The sequence below is a fragment of the Sphingopyxis sp. H073 genome, assembly GCF_001468395.1.
GTDB lineage: Bacteria > Pseudomonadota > Alphaproteobacteria > Sphingomonadales > Sphingomonadaceae > Sphingopyxis.
In genome coordinates, this window is the sequence record NZ_LNSG01000007.1 from 185,035 (window position 1) to 208,141 (window position 23,107).

General features: G+C 66.8%; 13 protein-coding genes. 6 read left to right on the forward strand and 7 right to left on the reverse strand.

Annotated features, from left to right (window positions below; all coding sequences use genetic code 11):
- Nucleotides 1–59: 59 nt before the first annotated feature.
- Nucleotides 60–380, reverse strand: coding sequence for a DUF1244 domain-containing protein (locus ATE64_RS14930; RefSeq protein ID WP_058457346.1), 321 nt, complete (start codon nucleotides 378–380; stop codon nucleotides 60–62).
- 108 nt (nucleotides 381–488) lie between these two features.
- On the opposite strand from ATE64_RS14930, the gene pyk reads away from it, so the two are divergent.
- The 6 genes from pyk to ATE64_RS14960 all read left to right on the forward strand — a co-directional run bounded on the left by pyk (nucleotide 489) and on the right by ATE64_RS14960 (nucleotide 9,377).
- Nucleotides 489–1,943, forward strand: coding sequence for a pyruvate kinase (pyk, locus tag ATE64_RS14935; protein WP_058457347.1), 1,455 nt, complete (start codon nucleotides 489–491; stop codon nucleotides 1,941–1,943).
- 284 nt (nucleotides 1,944–2,227) lie between these two features.
- A complete protein-coding gene (locus ATE64_RS14940) occupies nucleotides 2,228–3,001 on the forward strand; it encodes an arginyltransferase (RefSeq protein WP_058457348.1) in 774 nt (257 codons plus the stop codon).
- Between the two features lie 222 nt (nucleotides 3,002–3,223).
- On the forward strand, nucleotides 3,224–5,659 hold the full coding sequence (locus tag ATE64_RS14945) for a cyclic nucleotide-binding domain-containing protein (protein ID WP_058457349.1): 2,436 nt from the start codon (nucleotides 3,224–3,226) through the stop codon (nucleotides 5,657–5,659).
- Nucleotides 5,659–6,540 (forward strand): hypothetical protein, encoded by an 882-nt coding sequence (locus ATE64_RS14950; RefSeq protein ID WP_231729184.1) that lies wholly within the window; start codon nucleotides 5,659–5,661, stop codon nucleotides 6,538–6,540. Before ATE64_RS14945 ends, ATE64_RS14950 begins: the two co-directional genes overlap by 1 nt.
- 10 nt (nucleotides 6,541–6,550) lie before the next feature.
- Nucleotides 6,551–8,488 carry a cytochrome c3 family protein gene (locus ATE64_RS14955; protein ID WP_058457350.1) on the forward strand — a complete coding sequence of 646 codons (1,938 nt, stop codon included), beginning with the start codon at nucleotides 6,551–6,553 and terminating at the stop codon, nucleotides 8,486–8,488.
- 40 nt (nucleotides 8,489–8,528) lie between these two features.
- The gene (locus ATE64_RS14960) at nucleotides 8,529–9,377 is read left to right on the forward strand and encodes a metallophosphoesterase (protein ID WP_058457351.1); all 849 of its coding nucleotides are present in this window, start codon (nucleotides 8,529–8,531) and stop codon (nucleotides 9,375–9,377) included.
- Here ATE64_RS14960 and ATE64_RS14965 read toward each other — a convergent pair.
- From ATE64_RS14965 to ATE64_RS14990, 6 genes are all read right to left on the reverse strand, one after another.
- The gene (locus ATE64_RS14965) at nucleotides 9,374–10,132 is read right to left on the reverse strand and encodes a haloacid dehalogenase type II (protein WP_058457352.1); all 759 of its coding nucleotides are present in this window, start codon (nucleotides 10,130–10,132) and stop codon (nucleotides 9,374–9,376) included. The genes ATE64_RS14960 and ATE64_RS14965 overlap by 4 nt on opposite strands.
- Before the next feature lie 76 nt (nucleotides 10,133–10,208).
- A complete protein-coding gene (locus tag ATE64_RS14970) occupies nucleotides 10,209–11,153 on the reverse strand; it encodes a D-2-hydroxyacid dehydrogenase (RefSeq protein WP_058457353.1) in 945 nt (314 codons plus the stop codon).
- The gene (locus ATE64_RS14975) at nucleotides 11,150–11,644 is read right to left on the reverse strand and encodes an endonuclease domain-containing protein (protein ID WP_331458629.1); all 495 of its coding nucleotides are present in this window, start codon (nucleotides 11,642–11,644) and stop codon (nucleotides 11,150–11,152) included. Before ATE64_RS14975 ends, ATE64_RS14970 begins: the two co-directional genes overlap by 4 nt.
- An 89-nt stretch (nucleotides 11,645–11,733) precedes the next feature.
- Nucleotides 11,734–13,209, reverse strand: a complete 1,476-nt coding sequence (cysS, locus tag ATE64_RS14980; protein ID WP_058457363.1) for a cysteine--tRNA ligase — start codon at nucleotides 13,207–13,209, stop codon at nucleotides 11,734–11,736.
- Nucleotides 13,210–13,255: 46 nt separating this feature from the next.
- Nucleotides 13,256–21,166: a hypothetical protein gene (locus ATE64_RS14985; protein ID WP_156416637.1), complete on the reverse strand. Its 7,911-nt coding sequence runs from the start codon at nucleotides 21,164–21,166 to the stop codon at nucleotides 13,256–13,258.
- Between the two features lie 29 nt (nucleotides 21,167–21,195).
- Complete coding sequence (locus tag ATE64_RS14990; protein ID WP_082657917.1) at nucleotides 21,196–23,019, reverse strand: ShlB/FhaC/HecB family hemolysin secretion/activation protein; 1,824 nt, start codon at nucleotides 23,017–23,019, stop codon at nucleotides 21,196–21,198.
- Nucleotides 23,020–23,107: the final 88 nt, after the last annotated feature.

The window sequence follows — 23,107 nt, forward strand, 5'->3', positions numbered from 1 at the left end:
TACTCCGCTGGGATGGATGGTGGGTTGGCGAGAATCGCCCCGGCGCCCGATTAGCGGGGTCAGGGATTCTTGGCCATGCTTTCTTCCATCCGCTTGAGCTGTTCGGGGGTCGCGGCGACATGAAAGCGCGCTTTCCAGTCGGCGGTCGGCATGCCGTGGACGATCGCGCGGCCGGCTTCCTTGTCGATGCCGCCGGCTTCGGCGATCCAGTCGCCGAGGCAATTGCGGCAGAAGCCGGCAAGCCCCATCAGGTCGATGTTCGCCGCATCGCTGCGGTGCTGGAGCAGGCGGACGAGACGGCGAAAGGCCGCTGCAGCGACCGCGTCGTCGAGCGTATCGAGTGCGTCGGTCGGGGCGGTCGTATCGTTGCTGCAGGACATGATGGCTTTCCTTCTGCTCGGCGGATGAATAGCTATACGCGGCTTGCCTTGGCCGGGGCAACGAGACTAGGCAAGCGGTCTGAATTCCCCCACGTCATCGGAGCATTTGTGGCCCAGAGTTTCACCCCCCGCCAGCGCAAGGTGCGCATTCTGGCGACCCTCGGCCCCGCCAGCGCGAATCCCGAAATGATCGCGGCGCTGCATCGCGCCGGGGCCGACGCCTTCCGGGTGAATATGAGCCATGGCGACCATGAGGGCCACGCGCAGGTCATCGCCGCGATCCGCGCGCTGGAGAAGGAAACCGGCCGTCCGACGACGATCCTCGTCGACCTGCAGGGGCCGAAGCTGCGCGTCGGGACGTTCAGGGACGGTCCCGCCGAGCTGGTGAAGGGCAAATCCTTCGTCCTCGACACCGACAAGGCGCCGGGCGACGCGACGCGCGTCCACCTGCCGCATCCCGAACTCTTCGCTGCACTCGAACCCGATACGCGGCTGCTCGTCGACGATGGCAAGCTGGTGCTGCGCGTGAGGAGCGTCGCGAAGGACCGCATCGAGACGATCGTGGAGGTCGGCGGCAAGATCTCCGACCGCAAGGGCGTCAACGTCCCCGACGTCGTCGTGCCGCTCGCGGCGCTGACCGAAAAGGACCGCAAGGACTTGGCCTTCGCGCTCGAACAGCATGTCGACTGGATCGCGCTGTCCTTCGTCCAGCGTCCCGAAGACGTCGCCGAGGCGCGGCGGCTGATCGGCGGCAAGGCGGCGCTGCTCGTGAAGTTCGAGAAGCCTTCGGGGGTTCAGCGGATGGACGAGATATTGGAGATCGCCGACGCGGCGATGGTCGCGCGCGGCGACCTGGGCGTCGAGCTGCCGCCCGAGGCGGTGCCGCCGCTACAGAAGCGCATCGTCGCGACCGCGCGGCGGATGGGCAAGCCCGTCGTCGTTGCGACGCAGATGCTGGAGTCGATGATCGTCTCGCCGACGCCCACCCGCGCCGAAGTGTCCGATGTCGCGACCGCCATCTATGACGGCGCCGATGCGATCATGCTGTCGGCCGAAACCGCGGCGGGCGCCTGGCCGGTCGAAGCCGTCACCATGATGGATTCGATCGCGCGTTCGGTCGAAGGCGATCCCGACTATTTCCGCCGCCTGCATTTCACCGAGACGCAGCCCGATGCGACGACCGCCGACGCGCTGGCCGAGGCGGCGGGCGACATCACCGCGACGGTGGGCGCCGACGCGATCATCTGCTTCACCTTTTCGGGATCGACCGCGCGCCGCGTGGCGCGCGAGCGCCCGGGAGCGCCCTTGCTCGTCCTGACCCCGAAGAAGGAGGCGGCGCGGCGCATGGGGCTGCTGTGGGGCGCCCATGCGGTGCCGACGAAGGATATCGGCAGCTTTGAGGAGATGATCGCCAAGGGCAAGCGCATGGCGCTTCGTCATGGCGTCGCGTCGGCGGGGTCGAAGCTGGTGATGATGGCGGGCGTTCCCTTCGGTACGCCGGGGTCGACCAACGTGCTGCACGTGGCGACGCTGACCGGCGAGGAACTGCGCGGATATAGCTGACCGGGGGCTCGCCCGTCTTCGCCGTCCCGCCTTCACCGGGGTGACGATCTGAGAAGCATGGTCCGGACCGGCGATGCCGCTGACCTCCCCCCGCGCCTTTTTGATTCAGTCCGGCACAAAAGTTACCGCGCGATTCAGAAAATTTCGGGACTGATTCAGTTCGGCACGAACAAAAATGGTAAATAGACTTTGCACCATTGACCGGGCACGGCATATTCGCTGCATGTCGTGCATCGGACCCGCATCGGGGGGATCCGCATCATCAGCTGGGAGGTCCAATCCGCGTGTCCGCACCGTTCCGTTTCCCACGCTTTTTCGTCACGAGTCCCGCGCCGTGCCCCTATCTTGAGGGCAAGACCGAGCGGAAGGTTTTCACCGAACTCAGCGGTAACAATGCGAGCGAGCTCAACGACGCGCTCGGCCGCATCGGCTTTCGCCGCAGCCAGTCGGTCGCCTATCGTCCGAGCTGTGCCGATTGTTCGGCGTGCGTGTCGGTGCGCGTGTGCGCGAGCGAGTTCGTCCCCAGCAACTCGCAGAAGCGGACGATCCGTCGCAACCGCGATCTCGTCGCCACCGCGTGCAAGCCGTGGGCGACCGAGGAGCAATATGCGCTGCTCCGCGCTTATCTCGGCTCGCGCCATCCCAATGGCGGGATGGCCGACATGGACGAGCAGGATTTCGCCGACATGGTCGAACAGACCCCGGTCGACAGCTATATGATCGAATATCGCGAGCCGACCACCGACGGCAGCCGCGGCCGCCTCGTCGGTTGCTGCCTGACCGACCGGCAGGGCGACGGGCTGTCGATGATCTACAGCTTCTTCGATTCCGCGCATCCGATGCGCGAAGGGCTCGGGACGTACATCATCGCCGACCATGTCCTGCGCGCGGCGAAGGCTGGGCTGCCCTATGTCTATCTCGGCTACTGGATCGAGGGGTCGTCGCGCATGGCGTACAAGGCGCGTTTCCGCCCGCTCGAAAAGCTGGGCCCCGACGGCTGGTCGCGCTTCGAGCCGGCGACATCGGACCGCATCGCCGCGATGTTCGAAGTCGCGTGAATCCGCGCTATTGCGAACGTCTCGCAGCAGCGGAAAACTGTCCCTCGCCGGTTGACCTTTTCCCGCTTTCAAGGGCATAGCTCTTCGTCCAGGACATAGTCCGGGTCGCATCCAGTTTGGTGGTCGTCCAGGGGTGGGCGATAGGGGGATCAGGATGCCCGTTCGCGCGTTCGTCTGCATCAGGGCCGGGAACAGCCGCAGGGGCGACGAGGGCGCGCGCGCATGAGCGAGCCCGTCAAGGTCGCGATCATCGGCTCGGGCCCCGCGGGCCTCAGCGCCGCGTCGCGCGCGGGCCAGCTCGGACTCAGCCATATCCTCCTCGAAAAGACCGATCACCTCTCCGACACCATCTTCAAATATCAGAAGGGCAAGCGCGTCCTCGCGACGCCCGAACGCCTCGACCTCCGTTCCGACTGCCGCTTCGCGGAGGGCGCGCGCGAATATATTCTCGGCAATTGGGACGAGGATGCGGTCAACAACAAGGTGAATGTCGTCAAACATGCCGAAGTCACCGCGGTGACCGGGCAGAAGGGGGCGTTCGAGATCAAGACCGCCAAGGGCGACGTCTATCATGCCGAGACGATCGTGCTCGCGATCGGGACGCAGGGCAATCCCAACCGGATGCGCTGCGAGGGCGCCGACCTGCCGCACATCATCTATCAGGTCGACGATCCCGAGGATTTCAAGGACAAGCATATCACCGTCGTCGGATCGGGCGACGCGGGGATCGAGAATGCGCTGGGCGTTGCCGAGGAGGCGCTGGAAAATACCGTCACGATCCTCAACCGCTCAAAGGATTTCGCGCGCGCCAAGGCGAAGAATGTCTCCGACATGATGGAGGCGGCCGAGAACGGCTTCATGTCGATTCGCACCGAGACGCAGCCGAAGCAGGTCGAGCCCGGCTGGCTGACGCTCGAAACCCCGACCGGCGACGAGAAGATCCCGTGCGACGTCATCGTGGCGCGGCTGGGATCTGTCGCGCCGCGCGGCTTTGTCGAGTCGATGGGGATCGAATTCACCGGGCCCGACCGCGAAGCCTTTCCGAAGCTGTCACCGACCTTTGAATCGACCGTGCCCGGCATCTTCGTGATCGGCGCGCTCGCGGGCTATCCGCTGATCAAGCATTGCATGAACCAGGGCTATGACGTCGTCGAGTTCATCAACGGCAACAAGAACCTGACCCCCGCCGACGAAAAGGATCTGGCGGCGATCTTCGCGAACCTGCCGCAGAAGAAGTCGGTCAGCGAATGGCTCGACTATCTGCGCGAGCGGGTCCGCATCTTCGCCGACGTGTCGCCGCTGCAGATGCGCGAATTCATGCTCGATTCCAAAGTGGCATATTATCGCAAGGGCGACGTCGTGTTCGAAAAGGGCGAGCCCGGATCGTCGCTGTTCGCGATCGCCGACGGCCATGCCGAGGTCGAGGTCGGTCCGGGCATCACGGTGCCGATCGAGCAGGGGTCGATTTTCGGCGAGGTCGGCCTGATCTCGGGCCGCAAGCGCGGCGCGACGATCCGCGCCGGCGCCGACAGCATCTTCGTCGAGGTGTCGCGTACTGCGGCGCTCAAGCTGATGGCGGCGGTGCCGGGCGCGAAGCGCGTGATCAATCGCATCTCGCTCGAGCGCCAGCTTCTGCAGATCTTCAAGGGCGGGCTGACGGTCGAGGATCTGGCGCCGGTCGTCGACGCCGCCGAGGTCGAGCGCGTGCCCGCGGGCAAGGTGGTGCTGACCGAGGGCGAGCAGGGCGACGATGTCTATGTCATCCGCTCGGGCTCGATGGTGGTCGAGAAGGATATCGGCGGCAAGCCGATCTTCCTGCGCTACCTTCCCGCCGGCAGCTTCTTCGGCGAGATGGGTGTGCTCAGCGGACAGCCCCGAAATGCAACGGTCAAGGCCGCAGTCGGCGCCGAACTGATCAAGCTGACCGGCGAGAGCTTCCGCAAGATGCTCGCGGCGCGGCCGCAGGTGCGCGAGGCGACCGAGGCGGCGGTCGCCGAACGCGCGCAGATGAACAATTTCATCGAATCGCGCAAGGCGACCTATTCGAGCGCGGTCGATCTCTATTCGGACACCGCGAGCTTCATCATGAAGGAGGGGCTGGGCGAGGCGACCGACGCGCTGCTGATCGACGAAAATCTGTGCGTCGGCTGCGACAATTGCGAAAAGGCCTGCGCCGACAGCCATGAGGGGCTGTCGCGGCTCGACCGCGAGGCGGGCAAGACCTTCGCGCATCTGCACGTGCCGACAAGCTGCCGCCACTGCGAACATCCGCACTGCATGGCCGACTGCCCGCCAAACGTGATCCATCGCGGGCCCGATGGCGAAGTGTTCATGGAGCCGGGCTGCATCGGCTGTGGCAATTGTATGCGCAACTGCCCCTATGGCGTGATCCGCATGGAGGCGGCGCCGCCGCCGAAGCCCGGCCTGCTGCGCTGGCTGCTCACCGGTTTCGGCCCCGGCCCGGGCGAGCCGTCGCCCAAATGGACGAAGAAGCAATTGGGTGACGAGAAGCCCAAGAAGATCGCGGTCAAATGCGATATGTGCAAGGGAATCGCGGGCGGCCCCGCCTGCGTGCGCGCCTGCCCGACCGGCGCCGCGATCCGTGTCTCGCCCGAGGAATTTCTGTCGATCGCGCGCCTGCAGGAGGACGCGGGCTGATGGCGAGCCTGTTTCAGCGCCGTCGCGGCAAGGCGACCCAGACCGAGCGCGTTCGCGAGCGGCGGCACGAGGGGTTCCTGCGCTACGCCAATTTCCGCTGGGCAAAGATTTCGGGCGGGCTCTGCCTGCTCATCATCGTCTCCTATGCGCTGATCGACGTCACGCCGCGGCCCAATGGCGGGAGCTGGTACGGCTATACGCTCGGGACGATCGGCGCGGGGCTGATCCTGTGGCTGACTGCGCTCGGCTATCGCAAGCGCAAGATGACCAGTGATCACTGGTCGCTGAAGGCCTGGACCTCGGCGCATGTCTATCTTGGGCTCAGCCTGATCGTCATCGGGACGTGGCACACCGGCTTCCAGCTCGGCTGGAATGTCCACACCCTCGCGTGGGTGCTGATGATGCTCGTCATCCTGTCGGGGCTCTATGGCGTCATCGTCTATTCGACCTTGCCCGCCGCGCTGTCGAACAACCGCGACGAGATGACGCAGATGCAGATGCTCGAGGCGATCCGCGCCTTCGACCGCCAGCTTCACGCCGCCGCGCAGCCGCTGACGCCGCAGGATACGGCGCCGGTGCTCGCCGCGCTCGATGAGGACCCCTTCGCGGGTGGCATCATGGCGCGGCTGTCGGGCCGCTATCCCCATTGCGCGACCGCGGCGGCACTCCGGGCGCTCGGCGCCTCGCGGAGCAGCGATGCCGAGGCGCGCGAGAAGGTGGTCGGGCTGCTCTCGCAAAAGGAGGTCGCGCTCGCGCGGCTGCGCCAGCACCTCCGCATTCGCGCGCTGCTCGAAATCTGGCTTTACGTGCATGTGCCGCTGACCTTCGCGTTGATCGCAGCGCTGTCGGCGCACATCATCAGCGTCTTCTTCTACTGGTGAGGCGGCGACGATGAGCTTCATCCTGCGCCGGATCTCGACCACCAAGACGGGCAAGCAGATCGTCCGCGACCAGCCGCTGCCGGGCGATACGATCACGCTGGGCCGCGAGGGCAGCAATGTCATCCACATCGCCGATCTGGCGGTGAACCCGCATCATGCGACGATCACCAGCACCGACGGGCGCCACGTTCGCGTGCAGGCGAGCGAGGGGCTGGGCTTCGACATCAACGGCCGGACGGTCGACACGGCGGACATCGACAGCGCCGCGGGCGCCGAGCTGCGGTTCGGCGGGCACCGCCTGACGATCGCGCGCGAGGATGAGAAGATCATCCTGCTCGTCGAGCGCATCGACGAACTGTCGCAATCGTCGAAGGATGTCGACGAGGCAAAGGCCTTCTCGCTTGCGGGCGTGATGCCCGGCAAGCGCATGGGTGCGTGGGTGTTCGGCGTCCTTGTCCTGCTGGCTTTCCTGATCGGCCCGATCTGGGCATGGAGCAGCTTCAGGAATGTCGACGAGCGCCCGCAGGGCTATCATGCCGACCAGGCTTGGCTCTCGGGGCCGCTGTCGAGCGCGCACAAGAGCCTGAAGAAGGACTGCCAGTCGTGCCATGTCGAGCCCTTCGTCGCGGTGACCGACAAGGCGTGCGTTGGCTGCCACACCGGCGAGCATAAGGCGATGAGCATGGCGCATGCCAATGCGCCGACCGCGATGCTGCTCGCGGCGCGCCATCCGCCGGGGGTCGGCGAGCGCATTCTTGCGGGTTTCGCGAAGACCTTCAACAAGCCGCAGGGGCGCTGCGTCGGTTGCCATACCGAGCATGAGGGGGCGGGGCCGATGCCCGCGACGCCGCAGAAATTCTGCGCCGATTGCCACGATGGCATGTCGGAGCGGCTGATCGATGCGGGCTTCAAGTCGACTGTCGCCGACGCCGCCGATTTCGGCACCATCCATCCCGAATTCCGCCCGCTCGTCCGCGCTTCGCCGGGTGCAAAGCCGGTGCGCGCAATGCCGGGCAAGGGCGCGCTCGTCGATTATGACGGCCTCAAATTCCCGCACGACCTGCACCTGCAAGCGACCGGCGGCGTCGCGCGGATGGCGGCGAGTTTCCGCGGCAGGTACGACTTTGGCAACAAGCTCGAATGCGAAAATTGCCACCGCGTCGAATCCGACGGCGTGCGGGTCAAGCCGGTCGAAATGGAGCGCGATTGCGCGATGTGCCACAGCCTTGCGTTCGAGACCGTCGGCGGCGTGACGCGTACGCTGCGCCACGGCGAGCCCGACCAGGTCGTCGCCGACCTGATGGCCTATTACCGCTCGACGCCGCCGACGCGGCCGCTCCAGCTTGGCGGGATGCAGCGCCGCCGCCCTGGCAACTATGCCGAAGGGCAGGTCTATAACATCTATTTCCGCGAGGTTGCGTTGCGTCCGAACCGCGCCGAGGATGCGGTGCGCGCGGTCTTCTCGAAGGGCGGGGCCTGTTACGACTGCCACACCATCTTCGCGCCGCAGGCAGGGACAGGCTGGCGCGTGATGGCGGTCGACCAGACGCCGCGTTTCCTGTCCAAGGGCTGGTTCGACCATGATGCGCACAAGGAGACCGACTGCGCCGACTGCCATACGGCGGCGCGGGGATCGAAGGCAGCGACCGACCTGCTCGTACCGGGCCTCCGCCAGTGCCGCGACTGCCATGTCGGCGAGGGCGGCGCGCGGCTGGTGAAGGTCGAAACGGCGACCGAATCGCCTTGCGCAATGTGTCACGAATATCACTCGGACGGGGGCAAACCGTGGATGCCGGCGCGTCAGCGTAAGGTAAACAGCGCGGCAATCACAAATAAACCTCTTCGTGCTACCTATGGTGTGAGCATGGTCACAGGCTCGGCGGAGCGGGGGCTCTATGATGTGACGTGGCGCACACCCGCCCTGCACGGGGCAAGGCGGGGCGGCTAGGATTGAGTCCGGGGTCGACCGGCGGGAGCAGGGGACGGATATGCTGATCGCGCAGATCACCGATATCCATATCGGGTTCGATCCCGACAATCCGGCGGAATATAACCGCAAGCGGCTCGACGACGTGCTCGACGTGCTGATCGAGGGGCCGAACCGTCCCGACCTGTTGCTGGCGACGGGCGACATCACCGATCGCGGTGATCCCGACAGCTATCGCCGGCTCGCCACCGCCTTTTCGCGCTGCCCGTTCCCGGTCTGGCCGAGCGTCGGCAATCATGACCTGCGCGACAATTTTCATGCCCAATTCCCGGGGTTCGACGACGGCAACGGCTTCATCCAATATGTGATCGACCTGCCCGAACTGCGCCTCGTCACCGTCGACACGCTCGAGGAAGGGCGCCATGGGGGGGCCTTCTGCGAAGCGCGTGCGGCGTGGCTCGATGCCGAACTGGCGAAGGATCGCCGCAAGCCGACCTATATCGTCATGCACCACCCGCCGGTCGAAAGCGGGATCGAGTGGATGAACACGCACCCCGACGAGCCGTGGGTCGCGGCCTTCAGCGAGATTGTCCAGCGCCATCCGCAGGTGCGCGGGCTGATTTGCGGCCATCTCCACCGCAGCGTCACGGTGGCGTGGGCGGGGCGCACCGTCGCCATCTGCTCGTCGACCGCGCCGCAAGTGTCGCTCGATCTCCGGCCGATCGACGAAAATCATCCCGACGACCGCCCGATGATCGTCGCCGAGGATCCCGCCTATGCGCTGCATCGCTGGAACGGGCGCGAACTCGTCAGTTTCTACGACCATGCCGGGGCGCACACGATGCTCGCCAAATATGACGAGCGGCTGCAACCACTGGTGCGCGAGCTGAAGGCCGAACGGCCGGTCTAGTCGATTCCGGCGAGCGCAAGCACGCCGTCGATCCCCCGTGAGGTGATAGCCGGGGCAACATCCAGCGTTTCGGCCGGCACGTCCAGGCGATTGACCCATGCGGTGCGATATCCGAACCACGTCGCGCCGACCGCGTCCCAGCCCCCGAACGCCGCGAAGCCGATCTCGGCGCGGGGCAAACCCCATGCATCGATAGCCATCGCATAGGCTTTGGGCGACGGTTTGAACGCGCGGACGCGGTCGGTGCTGAGCGGGGGGTCGAAATAATGCGCGATGTCGTTGCGCAGCATATTCGCGGCGAGCGTGTCGGCGCCCAGGTTCGAAACGAACGCCAGACGGATGCCGGCGGTGCGAAGTTTTTCGAGGGCGGGGCGCACGTCGGGCCAGATCTCGAGCTCGTCATAGGCTGCGACAAGGGCGGCGCGCTGGGTCTCGCGGAGCGTTATCCGGAGCGCCGCCGCGACATGGCGCAACGATGCGTCGGCGATGGTGCCGAAGTCCTGATATCGGCCCGCCGCGGTTTCGAGCCAGCTGTAGCCGAATAATTTCGTCGCCCATTGCGCGGCCAGCATTTCGCCCTTGTCTCCGATGATCGCCTTGGCGCGTGCGGCGACGCTGCGGGGATCGAAGATCGGGAAGCCGTCCAAGCCGATGGCGCGGATCGTGGCCGGTGCGGCGCGAGCGGGAATGGGGGCGATCAGCGAGGAGGCCGCAGCGCCGATCAAGAGCGAGCGGCGATCGATCGAATTATCCATGAAAATCCTCTGCAATGTGGGAAGCGCGCTGCTTCCCATTCGCAGTCGGGACCGGAAAAGTGACAGGCTGTCGCGATCAGTAGCCCAGCGCCAGGTCGACGCGCGGTTCGACGGCCTCGCCCAGGTTCCAGCGATCGAGATTCTCGAGGAAGCGCTGCGCCGAGCGCAGGAACATCTTGTCCTGCGCGCGGCCCGACAGGTGCATGGTGATATGGGCGTTGTCGAGGCTCCACAGCGGGTCGCTGTCGGGCAGGGGTTCGGGCGTGGTGACGTCGAGGAAGGCGGCGGCGATCTGCTGCGTGTCGAGCGCCGCGACCAGTGCGTCCTGATCGATCACACTGCCGCGGGCGATGTTGATCAGCGTCGCGGAGGGCTTCATCGCCGCGAGTTCGGCGCTGCCGATCATGCCATCGGTCTCCGGCGTGGCGGGGACGGCGAGGATGACCCAATCGAAATCGCCGAGCCGCGCGCGCCACTGGTCCGGGCCAAGGGTGTTCGGCCCCGGCGAACGGCGCACCACGGTCACGTCGACGGCAAAAGCCTTCAAGCGCTCCTCGACCAGTTTGCCGATCGCGCCATAGCCAAGCAGCAGCGCTTTCGACCCGAACAGTTCGACCTTGCCGGGCGAGTCCATCAGCCATTCGCGCCGGTCCTGCGCGCGGACGACCTCGCGATACCCCTTGGCGACCGTCAGCATCCCCATCACGACATATTCGGCGATGGTGATGGCGTTGATCCCGGCGCCGTTGGTGACCACGGTGCCGCGTTCGCGAAGCAAGTCGAGCGGCATCCCGTCGACCCCGGCATAGATCGAGTTCAGCCATTTGAGGTTGGTTGCGGCGGTGATGACCGCGGCCATGTCCTTCTTGTCGTACATGTCGAACCAGCCGATCTCGGCCTCGGGCGCGAGGCCCATCGCTTCCTCCTTGCTCGCGAAAAAGCGCGGCTGGACCCAGTCGGGCAGGCGGTTTTCGACGAGCGGGCGGATCAGGCCGGACAGGACGGTGACGGTTTTGGTCATAAACGATCCTTCTGATCCTCCCCATCGACTTGCGATGGGGAGGTGGCATCGCGAAGCGATGACGGAGGGGCTTTGCCGAATGCCTTCAGACGGCTTTCGACGATGTCGACGACAGATTGAGCGACTGTTTCGGCGCTGTCCAGCACGTCGCGCGCGCTGATGCGGAGCGTGTCGATGCGATTGGCACAAAGCCATGCGTCGCGTTGTTCGTCGTGCAAGGGATTGTCGCCCATATCGTGCGCAATGCCATCAATTTCGACCGCGAGATTGGCGCGGGCGCAAAAGAAGTCGAGGATGTAGGGGCCGGCGGGATGTTGCTTGCGGAATTTATGGCCGCTCGGCGAGACGCGGAGGAGCTGCCAAAGCATTGCTTCCGGGAGTGTTAGAGTATGCCGCAAGCGTCTGGCGCGGCGCACCGATCTTGCCGGTTTATCAGGACGCATCGTTATTGCCCCTCCACCACCCGCTTCGCGGGCGGTCCCCCTCCCCATCGCAAGTCGATGGGGAGGATTGGCTATTAACGATCCTTCCTAACAACTTGCAATGTGTGGCAGCGGCGAAGCGCTGACGGAGGGGCGGGCTACGCCTCCAGCCGCCAGTCCCAGCCGAGCGGGTCGCCGTCCATCACCTCGACGCCCGCCGCGATGAGTTCGTCGCGGAGCTTGTCGGACGTTGCGAAGTCCTTGGCGGCGCGCGCCTCTTTGCGGCGGGTGAGGATGGTTTCGATTTCGCCTTCGGTGATTGTCGCGGTCTTTGGCCGGACGCGGAGATCGGCGCGCGACAGCGACAGAAGCTGAAGGCCGAGCACCGCGTCCATCACCGCGATCGCACTGCGCTTCTGCGCCGCGTCGACTTTTTTCATCGCGACGGCCTCTTCGAGCAGGGTGAGCGCGACCGCCGTGTTGAGGTCTTCGGACATTGCCGCGTCGAACTTTGCCAGCAGGTCGACGAGGCGCTTGTCGGTAACCTCCGCCACTTCGACATCGCGCAGCGGGGCCGCCGCCATCACCAGCCGCTTCAGCCGCGTCAATGCAGCGCCAAGGCCTTCCCAGGAAAACTCCAGTTCGCTGCGGTAATGCGCCTGCAGGCACATCAGGCGGTAGGCGAGGGGGTGATAGCCCTTGTCGACGAGCAACTGCACGCGCAGGAACTCGCCGCTCGACTTCGACATCTTGCCCGATCGTTCGACGAGGAAATTATTGTGCAGCCACATCCGCGCGCCGCTGTCGGTCGTGCAGCTATGCGCCTGGTTCTGCGCGATCTCGTTCGGGTGATGGATCTCGCGGTGGTCGATGCCGCCGGTGTGGATGTCGAATGGAAAGCCGAGCAGCGCCTCCGACATCACCGAACATTCGAGGTGCCAGCCGGGAGCGCCGCGCCCCCAGGGCGAATCCCATTCCATCTGGCGCGTCTCGCCCGCCGGGGTCTTGCGCCAGATCGCGAAGTCGGCCGCATGGCGCTTACCCTCAACCTCGCTGATCCGCATGTGCGCGGACTCATTGAACTCCAGCTGATCAAGTATATGTCTGCCTGCGAGGTGTCCGTAGTCAGCTACAGTCGACGTATCGAAATACAGGCCTTCAGCGATTTCGTAGCAATGCCTGTCGGCGATCGCCTTGGCGAACTCGATCATCTGCGGGACATAGTCGGTCGCGATCGACCAGTGCGCGGGCTGGCGGATGCCGAGCGCCTTCACGTCGGCCCAATAGGCCTCGGTATAATGCTTCGCGATGTCCCAGATCGACTGCGCACGTTCGGCCGCGGCCTTTTCCAGCTTGTCCTCGCCCGCATCGGCGTCGTCGGTCAGGTGGCCGACGTCGGTGATGTTGATGACGTGGGTCAGCTTGTACCCCTTGTACGACAATGTCCGCCCCAGCGTGTCGGCGAAGACATAGGCGCGCATGTTGCCGATGTGCGGGTAATTATAGACGGTCGGGCCGCACGAATAGACGCGCGCCTCACCCGGGTGGACGGGCTGGAACTTTTCCAGTTGGCGCGTCAGACTGTTGAACAGCCGGAGAGGGGCGCCAGAAGGGGGGACAGGGGCGTCGATCATCACCGCGCCCATGCCTTGCCCCGAGGCGGTCCGTCAACCGAAAGGCTTAAGGCTGCTGTGTGTCGGGCGCCGGCGTCCACAGATCGTCGTTGCCCGCGCCCGTCACCGGATCGTCGAGCAGCGGCTCGCCGGTGAGCGGGTCGAGGTCGCGCATCGTGATGAGCGCGGTCGGCAGGCTGGTGCCGTCGCCCTCATCCTCGCTGCCGTCGCCGACTTCGTCCTCGATCACGTCCTGGACCGGGAAATTATTGTCGAAATCGATGCGGACGGTCGTGCAGGATGCGACGTTCGAGATGAAGCAGCCGTTCAGCGTCGATTCTGGATCGTAGCTGCCCGTCGCGGTATTCGCAGGAACGCCCGCGACCGTCAGGAACTGGAGCGTGTCGAGGCCGGTGACCTGTCCGCTCGCCCCGAGCTGCACGCCGTTGAGGACGATCCGCGACGAAGGCCCTTCGGTCAGGACGTCGAGCCCGCCCGCGCCGAAGGTCAGGCCGCGGCGCAGGCCGAAGTCGGTGCCCGTACCGCTGTTCTGGACATAGACGCCGCCGATGACGTTGAAACGGATGCCACGTGCAAAGAGTGCGCCTTCGTCGATCGTGACGCCGTCATTCTGGCCGAGACGGGTGTTGATCGCCGCCATCGAGCTTGCGTTGGCGACGTCGGCGATCGCGGCGGTCGTTGCGACGATGATATCCTCCGATGCCATGTTCAGCTGTCCGCCCGGCGCGTTGTTGGCGCCCAGCAACCGGACGGTGCCCTGGCCGAGGATGACTTCAAGCGCTTCGTCGGCGAACAGGTTGAGCGCGTTCGTATCCGAAAGCCCGGTCAGTTGGACGTTGCCGATCACCCGCATCTTGCCCGGCGTGCGGATGGTCAGCGAGCCGCCCGCACCAAGATTGGACCCGGCGGCGCCGCCCGCGAGCGTGAAGCTGTCGACGATCACGTCGGGCGGCGCGCTGCTCCCGACCGATTGCTGGCTTACCGCCCCGACCTCGGGCGCGAAAATGACCATATCGGAACCGAACAGGCGTGCCAGTTCCGCGGCGTCGATATGATAGCCATTGCGCGTGCCGGTGCCGCCGACGAAGGTTTGCCGCTGGTCGTCGGTGTTCATGACCGACAGCGCTTCGGTCGTCCCGGCAGTGCCGACGCGCGCCGCGGTGTCGATCGTGATGTCGCTCGACCCCAGCGAAATGCTGCGGCCGGTTACGATGCCGCTGATCAGCAGCGATCCGCGGGCGGTGGCGGTGAGGTCGTCGGTGACCGAGACGCTGTTCAGCGTGACGAACCCGCCGGTTGCCTCGATCGAAGCGCTGTCGGCGGTGAGCGCGTCGACGCCGACCCGTTCGCCGGTGCCGCGAAGGGTGGCGCGGCCCGCGATGCTGCCGTTCTGGACGAAGAGGTCGCCGCTGGAGACCAGCGATGCGTCGCCGACATCGGTGACCAGATTGGCGAAGATCATGTCGCCGCCACCCGCGACGTTGATCGTGTCGCCCTGCGCATCGATCTCTCCGGCCGAGAAAAGAGCGCCGATATCGATCGCGCCGCCGGTGGCGAGCAGCGTCGTCGTGCCGATGCTATCCAGCCGGCGGACCGAGAGGTCTTCGGCAGCCGAAATAACGGTATTTCCGCCGCTGGCCGTGCCGGCGAGGTCGACGAATGTTCCGGCGTCCAGATTGACGTCGCCCTGCGTGAACAGGCTGCCTCCCTCGATCGCGTTCGCCGATGCAAGGCTGATCGTTCCATCGGCAACCAGGGTCGGTACCGGCGTCCCGCCCGGTTGGGTCAATTCGGCGATCCCGATGCTGTCGGCATTGATCACGATGTCGCGGCCCGCATTGACCACGCCATCGGCGCTCGCCGCGCCGGCTGCGTCGATGAGCACGTCGTCGAAGGCATCGAGCCCGGTCACACTGGTGTCGCCGCCCTGCGTGCGAATGTTGCTGCCGCCGGTCGTGACGCCGAGGCCGAGCGTCGTCGCACCGCTGAGGCCGATGGTTCCGCTTGCCAGCGCGATGATATCGTCACCCGCCGACAGGGTCGTCGCGTCGATATTGCTGCCCGACGACAGGACGATATCCGATCCGTCGGTCGCCGAGCTGCCTTCGCCCACCGTGATCGTGAAGCCGCCGAAACCCGACGAGGCGGGGGGCGTGTAGTTCAGGAATGCGTTATCGGGTCCGGTCCCCGTCGTGCGGACGTTGACGGCATCGATCGCGCCGAGCGCGCGGACGTTGACGTCGTCGCCCGCGCTGACGTCGTTCAGCGACGCCGTCGTACCCGCGACCACGAGGACGTCTTCGCCCGCGCTGGCGGCCCCGACGCTGGCCGATCCGCCGGCATTGATGCCGAGCATTCGCGCCGCCGCACCCCCGGTGAGCGTTACATTGCCCGCCGCGTCGATATAGACGTTGCCGTTGGTGCCGATCCCGTTCGGGTCGACATATGTCCCCGCCGCGCTCGCCGATACGGTGACGTCGCCATTTGCATTCAGAAGAACGTCGCCGCCCGCGGCGTAATTGCCGGTAAGGTTGCCGTCGGCGAAGACCGAGACGGTGCCGTCGACATCGGCCTGGTTCACCGCCACATTGCCGCCGGTCCCGAAGGCGAAGAAGGAACCGGTGCCGGTGACGTTGCCGCCGAGCGCGATGCTGTTGCCGAACAGCGTGATCGTGCCGCCTGCGTCGATCGATCCGCCGCGAATACCCTCGGCGCCCGCCACGGTGCCGTTCGCGGTGAGGTCGACCGTCTGGCCCGCGTCGATGTTGGTAAAGACGATCGACTCGCCCGTTGCCGAGACGAATCCGCCGGCGCTCGAATTGCCGAGGTCGACCGCGCCTGGCGAGGTGATCGAAATGTCGCCGCCGGTGATGATCGAATTGAGCCCGGTGCGGAAACTGCCTGCGCTCGCGGTGAAGTCATCGTCGGCTTCGGCATGCTCGACGCTGGTCGCGCCGGTGCTGGACATGACGACCGTGCCGCCTTCGACATGGTCGACGTCGATGCGCCCGGTCGTCCCCAGCGCCGTCAGCGTGACGACGCCGCTTCCAGCCAGCAGCGAACCGGTTGCGCCGCGGATCGTGGTGCCCGCCGTGATCGACAGATCGCCGCCCGCGAACAGCGTCCGTTCCTCGGACGCACCGCGCATGTCGTGAAGTATATCGACCTGGTCTGCGGCGTTGATCTGGAACAGGTCGCCGGCGCGCACCTGTCCGCCGCCTTGCGCATAGGCGCCGAACGACCCGCCGGTCTGCACGGTCAGGTCGTCTGCTACCTCGATCGACCCGCCGTTCGCCGCGAAGAAGACGCCATAGGCCGACAGATCGGTGTCGTTGTTGGTCGGCTGTGCGAAGCCAGCCGCATTCGCATCGAGGCTGGCGAGCGAGATGCTGCTCGAACTGCGCAGCTCGATCCGACCCGCGATGAAGCCGTTCGCCGCGATAGTGGTGTCGCCGAGCGAAATCTGGCCCGCGCCCGCCTCGGTCGTTTCCGACCGGAAGACGACGCGGCCGCCGAGATCGACGAAGCTGGTGCAGCACGACCCGGTACCGCCCGAGCCGACCCCGCCGTCGCCGCCATTGCCCGAGATGCCGGAGACCGAGATGTCCACCGGCGCGCCATCCGATGTGATCGTTCCGCCGCGCGCGAGCAGCGCCACGGTGCCGCCGGTGCCGGCTCCGCCGAACCCGCCATTGCCGCCGGTCAGGCCGAGGAAGGTGTCGTCTGCCGTGAACAGCATCCCGTCGGGGCCGGGCTGCCGGATCGTGTTCGGATTGTCGGCGCCGCGGCCGCCGTCGCCGCCGTTGCCGACGCTGCTCAGCGTCCCGCCGCCGGTGCCTCCGATACCGAGGCCGACCGTGCCGCCATCGGTCGCGACGATGCTGATCTCGCCGCCGATACCTTCGCCTCCGTCGCCGCCCCTGCCGGCGACCTCGGGGGTCGAGAAGAAGTCGGTGAAGGCCGATCCGCCGGTGCCGCCGGTCGCGACGGAGACGAAATTGGACTGCGAGACGATGACATTGCCGTTCGGTCCCCGCGCCTCGACCGCCGTGGTGCCACCGCGCGCCGATCCGCCGTTCCCCCCCGCGCCGTCGTAGCCGATACCGCCGTTGCCGCCGGTCGCCGAGCCGTCGAGCGCGATCGACAGTTCGCCCGCATCGAAATCGTCGACCAGCACCTGCGCGACGCCGCCCGACGCATTGCCGCCGCCGCCGCCGCCGGTGCCCGATCCGCCGACACCCCCCGACGCCGTCGAATAGGTGGTGATGCTTTCGCTGATGTTGACCAGCGTCGGACCGAGGCCGATCGTCGCGAAACCGCCGAAGGCATCGCCGCCGCGGCCGCCGGTGCCGACGCTTGTCGAGGGGCCGGAGCTGCTCGACAGGAAGGCGCTGCCCCCCGCGCCCCCGAAACCGCTGGCGTCGACGGTCACGGCATCGCTGACGAGCTCGCCGCCGTTCAGGCTGATCGTCGCGTTGCCGCCGCTGCCGAAGCCGGCGTTTCCGCCGTTGCCCGGCACGCTGCCGACGGTGCGATAATCGCCGCCGTCGCCGCCCCTGCCGCTTGCATAGGCGGCAAGGACGGTGGTGTTGACGACTGCGGTATCGGCGATCGAGATGCCGGCTCCACCGCCCTGGCCGTTGCCGCCATCACCCGCCGCCGTCGGATTCAGGAAGTCGAAATCGTCGCCGTCGAAACCGCGTCCGCCTTGGCCCGATGCCGACAGGCTGACGTCGGATGCGGTGAAGGTGCCGCCGGTGATCTCCAATGACGTGTTGCCGCCGATCCCGTCGCCCGACACGCCGCCGCCCGCCGGTCCGGCGAAGTCGCCGCCAATGCCGTCGGCGTTCAGGGTCACGTCGCCGAGCGACGTATCGCCGCCGATCTGCGTGAAGGTGACAGCGCCGCCCCGGCCGGTGCTGTTGCTGCCGCTTGCGCCGCCATAACCGTTTGCGGTGAGGAAGAGGCTGCCGCCGGTCAGGCTGCCGCCGCTCACTTGGACGTCGATCGTGCCGCCCTGGCCGTCGCCCGACGTGTCGCGCGGCAGGCCGGGTGCGGCTTCGACGTCGACAAAGGTTCGGCCGTCGGCGTCCGCGTTGAGGCCGCCGCCGAGGTCGATGCCATGCGCTGGATCGAAGCCGGTACCGATCTGGATGAGCCCGCCGATCCCGACCACGCCGGTGGCGTTGGGGTCGGTCGCGCCGCCCGAAACCCCGCTGGCGGAGAAAACGGGGTTCGAAAACTGCATGTCGGCTTCGTTGGCGAAGATCGTGATGCTGCCGCCCGTCGCCGAGCTGCCCGCCGTACTGACGCCCGTCTGCGCGCTGACGTTGAGCTGGTCGACGCCGTCGTTCGTCGCCCTGATGAGCCCGCCGTTGAGTGCGGTCATCGTGATGAAACCGCCCTGCGCCGGCCCGTTCGTCCCGCTGACATTGACCACCGACGCACTGGCGTCGAGGCTGTAGTTGCTGGCGGAGATGGTGCCGCTGAGATCGGCGAGAAGATCGACCGTACCACCCGTCCCGCTGCCGGCAACAACCGGGATGGCGCTGCTCTGGCTGCCGCCGAACGCCGTGACGTCGATGGTGTCGCCGACGGAAATCGTGCTGCTCTCGATCGCCGACAGGCTGGCGCCGCCCCCGGTCCCGCTGCCGACATTCTCGCTGGACACGGCGCGCCCGCTGACGTCGATCGAAAGCCCCGTACTGATCGCGAGGGTCGAGACATTGCTCGTCCGGAGCAAGGCGGTCCCGCCCTGGGCGTCGCCGGAGCGCGCGGTGTTGCCCCCGCTGCTGGCGCTCGACGCGCCGCCGCTGTTGGCGCTGGCGTCGATGGTAAGCTGGCTCAGCGCGACCGTGCCGCTGCCGTTGGCTTCGACCAGTATGCCGCCCCCGACGGCGTTGCCGCCGGCCGCACCGTCGCCATTGGCGCCGCCGCCGGTCCCCGACGCATTGACCGAAACCGCGCCGGCGCTGACCGAGGAGCCCGTATCGGTCCCGAAGCTGAGCAGCGCCGCGTTTCCGACGCCATCGCCGCCATTTGCCGACAGCACCGTTCCATAGATAGCATCCGAAATCGAGCCGCCACCGACACCCGCGGCATTGACCGTCGTCTGCGGCGCAGTGAAGCTGGTGCCCGCACCCGTAACCTGGATCCGCGCATCGCCGCCGGTGCCGTTGCCCGATTGGTCGAGCCCGACGCGGCCCCGACCGGCGGCGCTTGCGACGACGCCGACGGTCGCCGTCAACTGCGCCCCGCCGCTGACACTGATCGCCGCATTGCCGCCGATGCCGTCGCCGCCATTGTCGGCGACGATCGCATTGCCGGTGACGGCGTCGAGGGCGAGCGCGCCACCCAAGCCATCGGCGCTGGCGGAGATGGTGTCGCCGATCAGCAGGCTCCCGGTCCCCGAAACATTGATTGCCGCCGTCCCGCCGGTACCCGAGCCCCCTTCGCCGCCATCGTCGAACCCGCCGAAGCCGTCGGCGGACACCGTGAGGTCCACCCCCGCGCCCATCTGGCCGCCGTTCAGGACATTGAGCGTCGCGCTGCCGCCCTGGCCGATGCCCGTCGTGCCGTTCGGGGCGCCGGTTGCCAGCAGGTTGATGTTGCCGAGCGCCACCAGGCCGCCGCCATCGACGGTGATCGTGGCGCTTCCGGGCCCGGCGGCGGTGCCGTTCGCCTGCACCAGCAAGTCGCCGGTGACGATGCTCTGCCGGCCCGCATTGATGGCCAGCGTCGCGCTGTTCTCGCCGACGAAAGTGCCGTTGCCCTGGATCGAGAAACGCCCCTGCCACGCCGGCGGCAGGACCGTGAAGGGGCCGCCCGTCGGTACCACGCCGAGCGGCTGGCCGAGGAAGTCGTTGCTGGCGTGCGCGGTGACGTCGCTCAGGAAGATGATGTCGTTGACCGAGATATTGGCCGCCGTGTTGTTGGCCGGCGTCTCGTTCATGGCGCCCGCGGTGACGTTATAGCCCGCGGACAGGACGATCGAACCGTTCGACACCGTCGCCGACGATGCGTCGTCATAGCCGACCTGTCCCGACACCAGCATCGTGACGGCGTCATTCTTGGGAATCGCCACCATATAGACGCGGTGCGCGAGCGCGCCCGTCTGTTCGGGGCCTGTCGTGACGCCGCCGTGGGCGATGACATTGCCGCCGTTCGCGCCGGTGGTCACGTTGATGTCGAACAGGCCGTTGGCGGCGTTGATCGTGATATCCGCGACTTCCGCCGCGACATAGGCGGCCGATCCGTTGACGTTGACGATGCCGTTCTGGACGACGCGCGGCGCGACGAGCGCGACATAGCTGCCGCCCGCGACGCCGTTGTCGGCTCCGATGAAGGCGTTGTTCGCCACCGTCACCGTCGCATTGCTGTTCGGCGCGCCGCGGAAACGGATCGTGCCGCCGGGGGCGAGGCCGCCGGTCGTGTCGATGTCGTTGGTCGTCAAAACGAGGCTGCCGACGTTGATCGCCGCGCCCGAGTTGATCAGGATGCCGCCCGCGTTGTAGAACCAGATGTTGCCGCCTTGCGCGTCGGGGACGCCCGCCGCGGTGCGGAAGCTTTGCACCGTGCCGCTGAGCGCGATCGTGTCGCTGATCGAAGTCCCCGTGCCCGAAACGAAGCGGTTGAGGACCGTGTAGCCGCCGAGCCCGCCGCGGAATTCCAGCGTATTGCCGACCGGCAGGAAGTCGATGACCCCGTCGGTCGGCGTCCCCGAAGGGGTCCAGTTGACGATCGCCTCGTTGGAGGTGATCGTGACCGTCGTCTTGTTTGCGGAATCGGTGATCGAGCCGCCGACGCCGCCGGTCGTGATCACTCCCGTCCCGACCACGCCCTGCGCCATCGCGGGGCCGCCATAGGCCAGGGCGACCAGCCCGGCGGTGATCGCGCAGCTCTCGAGCAGGCGCCGTTTCCCTTTGCGGGCGGGCGAGAGGGCGGGGTGGGCACGCATGGCGGTCGTCCTTGATGCAATGGTCATGGTCAGCGCGCCTTCACGCCGAACTGGCTTGTGAACGAAATCAGCAGCCGCGGATCGGGTCTTTCGGTCAGGAAGCCGCCGCGGTTGAGCGGGACGGCCAGCGCGACGTCGAGCCGCGCCCGGTCGCCCCACGCGACGCGCATCCCGCCGCCGGCCGAATAGAGTTTTTGCGGATTGAGGCCGTTGAAGGCGCTGTCCGTGTTCCACACCCACGCCGCGTCGAAGAAGGCGAAGGGCTGGAAGGCGAAGGCCTTGCGGTTCGCGGGGACGAACGAGCCGTAGCGCGCCTCGGCCGAGACCGCGACGCCCTTGTCGCCGATGATCGTGCCGGGGTCGAAACCGCGCCCGACGGTGAAGTTGCCGCCCGAAAACTCCTCATAGGCGACGAGCGGGTCGCTCGCCCATTGCGCGCGCGGCGCGAGCGACAGCGTGAACAATCTTGTCGGGCGCCATTCGGCCTGCGCATTGGCGCGGACCAGGAAGGCGTCGGGTTTCGCCTCGATCCGTGTCAGCGGCACCGTGCCGGGCAGGAAGCAGGCCGCGCCGCCCGGGCCGCAGTCGTTGCTGGCACCGAGGAAATTGACGCCCTGCCGCGCCTCGACTGAGGCGCCGAGCGACCAGTGCGGTTCGGACGGGCTGTAGCCACGCTTGCCCGCGACCGAGGCGGGATCGATCCAGATGCCGTCGGCGCGCAGGTTGAAGACGCGGATGCGGTCGCGGTTCAGCGGCGTGCTGCCCAGTTTGATGTCCTGGTCGATGATGTCGAGCCCGCCGCCGAGCGTGATGCGCCGCGCCTGCGTGAGGACCAGCGGATAGGAAGCGAACAGGCTGACGATCTGGGTGTTCGACCTGATGTTGAAGCCGGTGATGTCGGGGCGCGTCCAGGCATAGGTGTAGCTGGCGCCGAAACGCAGCCCTTCGCCGCCGACGCGGAATTCGTGCGCGAGTTGCAACACCTTCTGCTCGTCGAAATCGGGGGTCGAATAGAAGCTGACGGTGGTCATGTCGCCCATGCCGGTCAGGCCGGTGAAGCGCGCGCGGTTGATGCTGCCCCAACGGCCGACATCGCGCGATCCGTAATTCTGGGTACTGCCGTCGATCAGGATCGGGGTGCGCGTGACGGTCACCTCGCCGACGACCTCGCCGGGCACGGCGCCGGGGCGCAGCGTCAGCCGCGCGTCCATTCCGGGAATATCGCGCGCGAGCAGGAGATAGCGTTCGGCGTCGACTATGTTGAACACCGGCTGGTCATCGAGCCGCGACAGATAGCGCTGGAGCAGGCCTTCGTTGGCGCCGGCGTCGCCGCGCACCTCGACCCGGGTCAGCCGCGCCGACAATATATCGAGCTTGACGACGCCGTCGCTGATCGTTTGCGGGGGCACGCGGACCGCCGCCAGATAGCCTTTTGCGCGCAGAATCGTCGCGGCGCGGTCGCGAATGTCGCAAACGACCGAGACGGGCTGATCCTGCCCGACCTTGTCCTGCCAGCTCGCGTCGAGGATCGACGTGTCGATCCCCTCGACCTCGGAAAAACGGACGTTGCGCACGGTGACGCGGACATTGGCGAACTCGGGGTTGGCGAGCGGGCAGGGCGCGCGCTCGATGCCGTCGTCGGCGGTGACCACCTGTTCGCCCGGGGGGCTGGCGGGGGGCAGGGTCGGGCGCTGGATTTCTTCGCGCGTCGGGACCGAGGGGGCGATCTGTGCCTGCGCCGCGAACGATACCGACAGCGCCGCCAATCCCGCCGAACAGATCAGTTTCCGGCGACCCGTGCGCCGCACCGCCCGCGCGACGCAGACGGATTCCATTACCCCCAAATCGATCATCACCACCCCTTGCGTACATATGCGCCGGCGGCTGCCGGGACGCACAAATTCATAAGGCTCTGCCGCCCATGCGACAGTGCGAATTTTC

Excerpts from the sequence above, each read along its gene's own strand:
- ATE64_RS14930 (WP_058457346.1), bottom strand. The coding sequence starts at position 380 with ATGTCCTGCAGCAACGATACGACCGCCCCGACCGACGCACTCGATACG.
- ATE64_RS14945 (WP_058457349.1), top strand. The coding sequence starts at position 3,224 with ATGAGCGAGCCCGTCAAGGTCGCGATCATCGGCTCGGGCCCCGCGGGC.
- ATE64_RS14950 (WP_231729184.1), top strand. The coding sequence starts at position 5,659 with ATGGCGAGCCTGTTTCAGCGCCGTCGCGGCAAGGCGACCCAGACCGAG.
- ATE64_RS14955 (WP_058457350.1), top strand. The coding sequence starts at position 6,551 with ATGAGCTTCATCCTGCGCCGGATCTCGACCACCAAGACGGGCAAGCAG.
- ATE64_RS14960 (WP_058457351.1), top strand. The coding sequence starts at position 8,529 with ATGCTGATCGCGCAGATCACCGATATCCATATCGGGTTCGATCCCGAC.
- ATE64_RS14965 (WP_058457352.1), bottom strand. The coding sequence starts at position 10,132 with ATGGATAATTCGATCGATCGCCGCTCGCTCTTGATCGGCGCTGCGGCC.
- ATE64_RS14970 (WP_058457353.1), bottom strand. The coding sequence starts at position 11,153 with ATGACCAAAACCGTCACCGTCCTGTCCGGCCTGATCCGCCCGCTCGTC.
- ATE64_RS14975 (WP_331458629.1), bottom strand. The coding sequence starts at position 11,644 with ATGGGGAGGGGGACCGCCCGCGAAGCGGGTGGTGGAGGGGCAATAACG.
- cysS (WP_058457363.1), bottom strand. The coding sequence starts at position 13,209 with ATGATCGACGCCCCTGTCCCCCCTTCTGGCGCCCCTCTCCGGCTGTTC.
- ATE64_RS14985 (WP_156416637.1), bottom strand. The coding sequence starts at position 21,166 with ATGCGTGCCCACCCCGCCCTCTCGCCCGCCCGCAAAGGGAAACGGCGC.
- ATE64_RS14990 (WP_082657917.1), bottom strand. The coding sequence starts at position 23,019 with ATGATCGATTTGGGGGTAATGGAATCCGTCTGCGTCGCGCGGGCGGTG.